The organism is Colwellia sp. 5_MG-2023 (genome assembly GCF_030547795.1).
Lineage (GTDB): Bacteria > Pseudomonadota > Gammaproteobacteria > Enterobacterales > Alteromonadaceae > Colwellia.
Map to the genome: position 1 here is coordinate 385,310 of NZ_JAUOPW010000001.1, position 6,000 is coordinate 391,309.

Consider the following 6,000-nt stretch of genomic DNA (forward strand, 5'->3'; position numbering starts at 1 on the left):
TATTTTATAAAAAATCAAGGTGAACTTCATGTCGATAGCTAGCTATTGTGAGTAGATTTGACAATGAAGTTAAACAAGCACTTGCAAGAAAAATACTTATTAAACCAAGTTTAGACTAGTACTTATTATTACTAAGTACTAGCCCCTAGGTGCTAAAACTTAGTAATAATGCAATATTAAATCGCAATGTATTAACGAATAATACCGCGAGTAGAGTTTTTAATCGATTGAGTAAAAAGCTCTAATTCTGACGAAGGATCTCCGAGTGCAGCTATAGCATGTAAAGCGTCATCAACCGATTGTTTTTTACGATAAATCTCTTTATAAGATCGCTTAATTGATAAGATAGTATCACTTTTAAAACCTCGGCGTTTTAAACCTTCACTATTTAAGCCAAAAGGCTTCGCTGGATGACCTGAAGCCATAACATATGCAGGAACATCTTTTAATACAATCGCATTGGCAGCAATAAAACTATGAGCACCAACATGGCAAAATTGATGAACACCCGACATACCACCAAGAATAACATGGTCACCTATATGAACATGGCCAGCAATAGATGCATTGTTAGCCATAATACAGTGGTTACCTACCATGCAATCGTGTGCCACATGAGTGTAAGCCATAAATAAGTTATTACTACCAATTTGGGTAAGGCTGTTGTCTTGAGGTGTACCTCGATGAATAGTACAACATTCTCTAAAAATATTATTGTCGCCAATAACTAACTCTGTTGGCTCGCCATCATATTTTAAGTCTTGGCAATCTTCTCCTATACTAGCAAATTGGAAGATTCTATTACCTTGACCTATTTTAGTTGGTCCATTAATGACTACATGAGAACTAATATGACAATTGTCACCAATAATGACATTGCTTGCTATATGAGTCCAAGGACCAATAGTAACATTTTTTCCAATAATTGCGCCTGGCTCAATTATCGCTTGTGGATGAATCATAATATCTCTGTTATCTATTTCAATTAAAGTATAATGCTGGGAGTGTAAAACTTGAGAAGAGTTATATCGTGCTTAAAGCTTTCTTTTAGCACACATAAGATCAGCAGAACAAACGACTTTACCGTCAACTTTTGCTTCACCATAAAACTTCCACATACCACGTCGTTCTTTAATAAATTCGACATGAAGATGCATAGTATCACCAGGTAAAACTGGTTGTTTAAAACGTGCTTTATCTATAGAAGCAAAAAGGTACATTTCATTTTCTTCACGTCCTTCACTGCTTTTAAAGCCCAAAATACCTGTTGCTTGTGCAAGAGCTTCCAAAATTAACACACCAGGAAAAATGGCGGCATCTGGAAAATGTCCTGTAAAAATAGGCTCATTGATCGTTACATTTTTTATCGCATGTAAACTTTTAAGAGGCTCATGATCAAGAACTTTGTCAACAAGTAACATAGGGTAACGATGAGGAATTAATTCTTTAATTTCATTCAGTGATATTGGCTTTGCTATTCTATTTAAATCAAGAGTGTCCAATTGATTTTTTCCTTTCATTGGCTTGTGCTGACTTATTATATAAGATCAACGTACAAGTTTACATTAGATAATGTTGCCTTTGCAGCTATTATTATTTTTTATGTTATTTAATCAGCAAGTTTATTTGCTTTCGAGTAATTTTTCTAACGCTTTGACACGTTGAGTTAAACTATCTAGGCGTTTAACGCGTGCGTTTATTTTATGCCATTCACTATTATCTACTACAGGCATACCTGAAGAATAAACCCCAGGTTTAACAATAGATTTAGTTACCATTGACATGCCAGTAAAAACACAGTTATCTGTAATATTAATATGTCCATTAACACCAACAAGACCTGCTATCGTACAGTTTTTTCCAATGACAGTACTACCGGCAATAACACTACAGGCAGCCATAGCTGTATTTTCACCAATAACAACGTTATGAGCAATTTGAATTTGATTATCAAGAATAACACCATCTTTGATCACAGTATCTTCAAGTGCTCCTCGATCTATTGTAGTACTAGCTCCTATTTCAACCTTGTTACCAATAATAACTCGGCCTAATTGAGGAATTTTATGCCATTTATAGTTTGCATTAACTGGAGCATAACCAAAGCCATCAGAGCCAATAACGGTATTTGCTTGAATTAAGCAATCTTCACCAATAATAACATTATGATAAATACTAGTATTTGCCCAGAGACGTGTTCCTTTACCTATTGAGCTATTTTTACCAATAAAACAACCGGCACCAATACATACATCATCATTCAAATAAACACCTGATTCGATAACTGCATTAGCACCAATGCTAACATTTTCACCTAAGTGAACACTTTCGTCGATTACTGCGCTCGTATGAATGCCACTTGCCACCTTTGGTGTGGTATCAAGTAAATTAGCCAACAGAGCATACCCCATGTAAGGGTTATCCATTACTAAAGCATTCACAGGACATTGCGCTAACATATCTGGTGCAATAATAACTGCACTAGCCTTTGTATTACTGAGCTGTGATATATATTTTTTATTTGCTAGAAAAGCGACTTGCCCTATTTTAGCATTAGCCAGTGTTGCCAAACTTTCTATGGCGTCATTTGCTGAAGATTTATCTTCATCATAAGTCACTAGCTTCGCTTGAATATGTTTCGCTATTTCATCAAGAGTGTAAGCCATCTCTTATTTAATTTTGCTTACTTGTTCAACTACAGAAGCTGTAATATCTGTTGATTCTTTTGAAAAAACAACTGTTTGTTGAGATAACACTAAGTCATATTTTTCTTTAGCTGCAATATTGTCTACCGCTTGAGTTACTAAAGCTAACAATTTGTTTGTTTCTTCATTTCGACGTTGAGCAACCTTTTGTTGAAACTCTTTTACTTTGACTTGATATTCTTGGTATAAACCAGCCATTTTAGTTTGTAACTCAGTTTTTTCTTTTTCATTCATTAATGAACCATTACGTTTTAAGTTTTCATCTTCAAAAGATAAATCTTTTTGTAATTTCTCAATAACAGCTTTTTCGTCTTTAAATTCTGTTTCTAGCGTTTGCATTAAAACCGCGGCTTGAGGGATTTGACTAATCGCTTCTTGTACATTTACCACAGCAATTTTTTGTTCAAAAGCCATTGCGCTACTTGCTAATAACATGGTTGAAGCTGTAGCTGTAATAGCCATAGATTTGATAAATTTTTTCAAGGTATTTTCCTCTTCTTTTCTATAATTGGATTTAGAGTATTATTCGCTTAACTTAATTTAACAGCTAGACGATGTTCTTTACTAGATTATATTATCGGGTGAATCTTAAAATGTTTTACCAATATTAAAACTAAAGAATGCTGTGTCATCATCTTCTTCTTGTTTAATTGTTTTAGCAAAGTTAAAAACCATTGGTCCCATTGGAGATAACCACTGAATTGATAAACCTCCAGATGCACGATAATGACTTGGATCAGAATAATCACCAAGTTTTTCTAATTCTACAGCTGCTAAATCTTGATAGTCGGCTATATCAAATTCAGTATCCCAAACGTTACCAACATCAACAAAAAAGCTTGTTCTTACACTATTAGAATAACTTTCATCTAAAAATGGTGTAGGTACAATTAATTCAACACCACCTAAAGCAATAGCATTACCACCAACACTTCGCGGTGTAGCATAGATAAAATCATGATCAGGACCTAAACAACAAGCAGTTCCTCCTATTGAACTAGGCGTACCACTAACAGCTGTTGGGTAACGATATATAGCTCTAGGTCCTACAGTGTTGTTTTCAAAACCACGTAAAGTATCTGAGCCACCTGCTCTAAAATTTTCCCAAAATGGTAGCAACTGATCATTACCACGTACATCGCCATAACCGTTACCATAACCTAACTGTAAACGAGTTAACACTGTCCAACGTTGGTTTCTAGTGAGTGGGAAGTAAAATTTACTGTCAAAATTAAGTTTAAAATATTGTACATCAGACGAGCTAGGAGTTGTCACTTTAAAAGACAAAAGTTGTGATGAACCTGCTGTTGGGAATGTACCTCTGTTCAACGTTGAGCGCGAAATATTGGCATTAATATCATAGTTTTTAAATGCTAGCGCTGCATCTGGATCACTCGGATCAGAATGTAGATCATAAAAGGTTTGAATTTGTTCATAGGTTTCTAATGAAGTAATTTCATTATTTTTAAAACCGACCCCAAAACCAACTCGAACGTATTCATTAATTGGGAAGCCCCAGTTAAGGCCAATACCGTATGTTCTATTATTATACTCAACTAGGTTAGCTTGTCCTGCATCAAAAGCTTGATAAAATATTTGACCACCAAGAGAGATAGCATCAACAGTAAAATAAGGATCTGTATATGAAAGGCTAGCACTTTTAGAGTATCTGTTTGTGTTAATGTTAAAGCCTACACGATTACCTGTTCCCAAGAAGTTATTCTGCTGAATACCAGCATTCAAACTTAAACTGGTTGAATCACCATAACCGATACCGGCAGTAAATGAACCTGATGCTTGTTCTTTTACGGCAAAATCTACATTAACTAAATCATCTTCACCGGCAATTTGATTAGTTTCAAATTCAACCGTTTCCATATAAGGCAATCGAGATAAGCGTGATTTAGAATGTTCAACTAGGCTATTAGATAGCCAAGCACCTTCCATTTGTCTTAGTTCACGACGTAAAACTTTATCTGCAGTAACATGGTTACCAGTAAAGTTTACTTTGTTAACATAAATACGTTTACCTGGATCGATAGATATTGACAGTTTAACAGTGTTATCTTCATCATTAATATTCGGAATAGTCGTAACTTTAGGGTAAGCATAACCAAAGCGGCCTAGAAATTTACTGATAACTTCTTCAGTGTAAGTAACTTCTGCACCATTATAAAGGTTGCCCGCTTGTAACGGATTAATAGCTCTTATAGTTTTCTCAAAGCCAGCTAAATCACCAATAAAATCAACATCACTAATAGTATAGGTTTCGCCCTCTGTTACATTCAAAGCAATATAGACGGACTCTTTATCTGGCGTCATTGATACTTGAGTAGAATCAACATTAAAGCGAAGATAACCCCGATCTAAATAGTAGCTATTGATCGTTTCCATATCACCTTGTAGTGTTTGCTTTTGATATCTATCTTGCGCCATAAAATTCCACCATGGCGAATCAAAAGTGAGCTCTGTTTTTTCAAGAACTTCAGCATCAGTAAAAACTTCATTACCGATCAAGTTAATTTGCTTAATAGCTGCAGCATCACCCTCGACAAACTTAAACTCTAAATTTACCCTATTACGAGGTAAATGAGTAATACTTGCCGTTACGTCGGCATTATATTTTCCGACACTATGATAAAAATCTTCTAACCCGGTTTCAATACCTGAAATAACAGTTCGATCTAGTGTTTCACCAACACGTATATTACTGCCATCAAGACTTTCTGTTAACTGCTCATCTTTTAAATCACTATTACCGTCAAAAGTAATATCACTTATCGTTTCACGTTCTCTTACGCGATAGATAATGCGATTCCCGTCACGGTAAACACGGATATCATTAAAATGACCCGATTTATATAAAGACTTAATTGACTGAGAAATTCTAAATGGATTAAGATTATCACCAACATTAAAAGGAATATGTGTTAACGCAGCGCCTAAAGCAACACGCTGCAAGCCTTTTACTTCGATATCTTCAACCTGAAATTCTTCGGCTGCTTGAGCTGTTGTACCTAGAGCGCCTAATAAAACGGCAAAGGCTAATTTTTTAATTATCATAAATGCTTACTTTTATTACTTCTTTTAATTTCTAAACCTAGGTAATAGATTAAAATCTAATACCTACAATTAACCATTATTCTTTTAATTCTTTACTAAGTCGATATTAAAAATTATAGCGTAAAGGTTGATTATACCTTCTTCCTTTACTTCTTATCTATTTACCCTAATACCCGACTAAAATCATTAAATAGAGCTACACTCATTAATGCTAATAAAGCCAACGCACCAA

The 6,000-nt window shown here is 34.8% G+C and carries 5 protein-coding genes; all 5 read right to left on the minus strand.

All coding sequences use genetic code 11. The features are described from left to right. Nucleotides 1–191 precede the first annotated feature (191 nt). The 5 genes from lpxA to bamA all read right to left on the minus strand — a co-directional run bounded on the left by lpxA (nucleotide 192) and on the right by bamA (nucleotide 5,768). The gene (gene lpxA / locus Q4496_RS01560) at nucleotides 192–962 is read right to left on the minus strand and encodes an acyl-ACP--UDP-N-acetylglucosamine O-acyltransferase (RefSeq protein WP_215973738.1); all 771 of its coding nucleotides are present in this window, start codon (nucleotides 960–962) and stop codon (nucleotides 192–194) included. A gap of 72 nt (nucleotides 963–1,034) precedes the next feature. After that, entirely contained in the window at nucleotides 1,035–1,478 is a 444-nt protein-coding gene (fabZ, locus tag Q4496_RS01565) for a 3-hydroxyacyl-ACP dehydratase FabZ (RefSeq protein ID WP_303495251.1), read from the minus strand. Nucleotides 1,479–1,622: 144 nt separating this feature from the next. Continuing rightward, a complete protein-coding gene (gene lpxD, locus Q4496_RS01570; protein ID WP_215973736.1) occupies nucleotides 1,623–2,666 on the minus strand; it encodes a UDP-3-O-(3-hydroxymyristoyl)glucosamine N-acyltransferase in 1,044 nt (347 codons plus the stop codon). Nucleotides 2,667–2,669: 3 nt separating this feature from the next. Beyond that, entirely contained in the window at nucleotides 2,670–3,188 is a 519-nt protein-coding gene (locus Q4496_RS01575) for an OmpH family outer membrane protein (protein ID WP_215973735.1), read from the minus strand. 105 nt (nucleotides 3,189–3,293) lie between these two features. After that, nucleotides 3,294–5,768 carry an outer membrane protein assembly factor BamA gene (gene bamA / locus Q4496_RS01580; protein WP_215973734.1) on the minus strand — a complete coding sequence of 825 codons (2,475 nt, stop codon included), beginning with the start codon at nucleotides 5,766–5,768 and terminating at the stop codon, nucleotides 3,294–3,296. Nucleotides 5,769–6,000: the final 232 nt, after the last annotated feature.

What these genes read in the sequence shown, in the direction of transcription:
- bamA (WP_215973734.1), bottom strand. Translation starts at nt 5,768, where the DNA reads ATGATAATTAAAAAATTAGCCTTTGCCGTTTTATTAGGCGCTCTAGGT.
- lpxA (WP_215973738.1), bottom strand. Translation starts at nt 962, where the DNA reads ATGATTCATCCACAAGCGATAATTGAGCCAGGCGCAATTATTGGAAAA.
- lpxD (WP_215973736.1), bottom strand. Translation starts at nt 2,666, where the DNA reads ATGGCTTACACTCTTGATGAAATAGCGAAACATATTCAAGCGAAGCTA.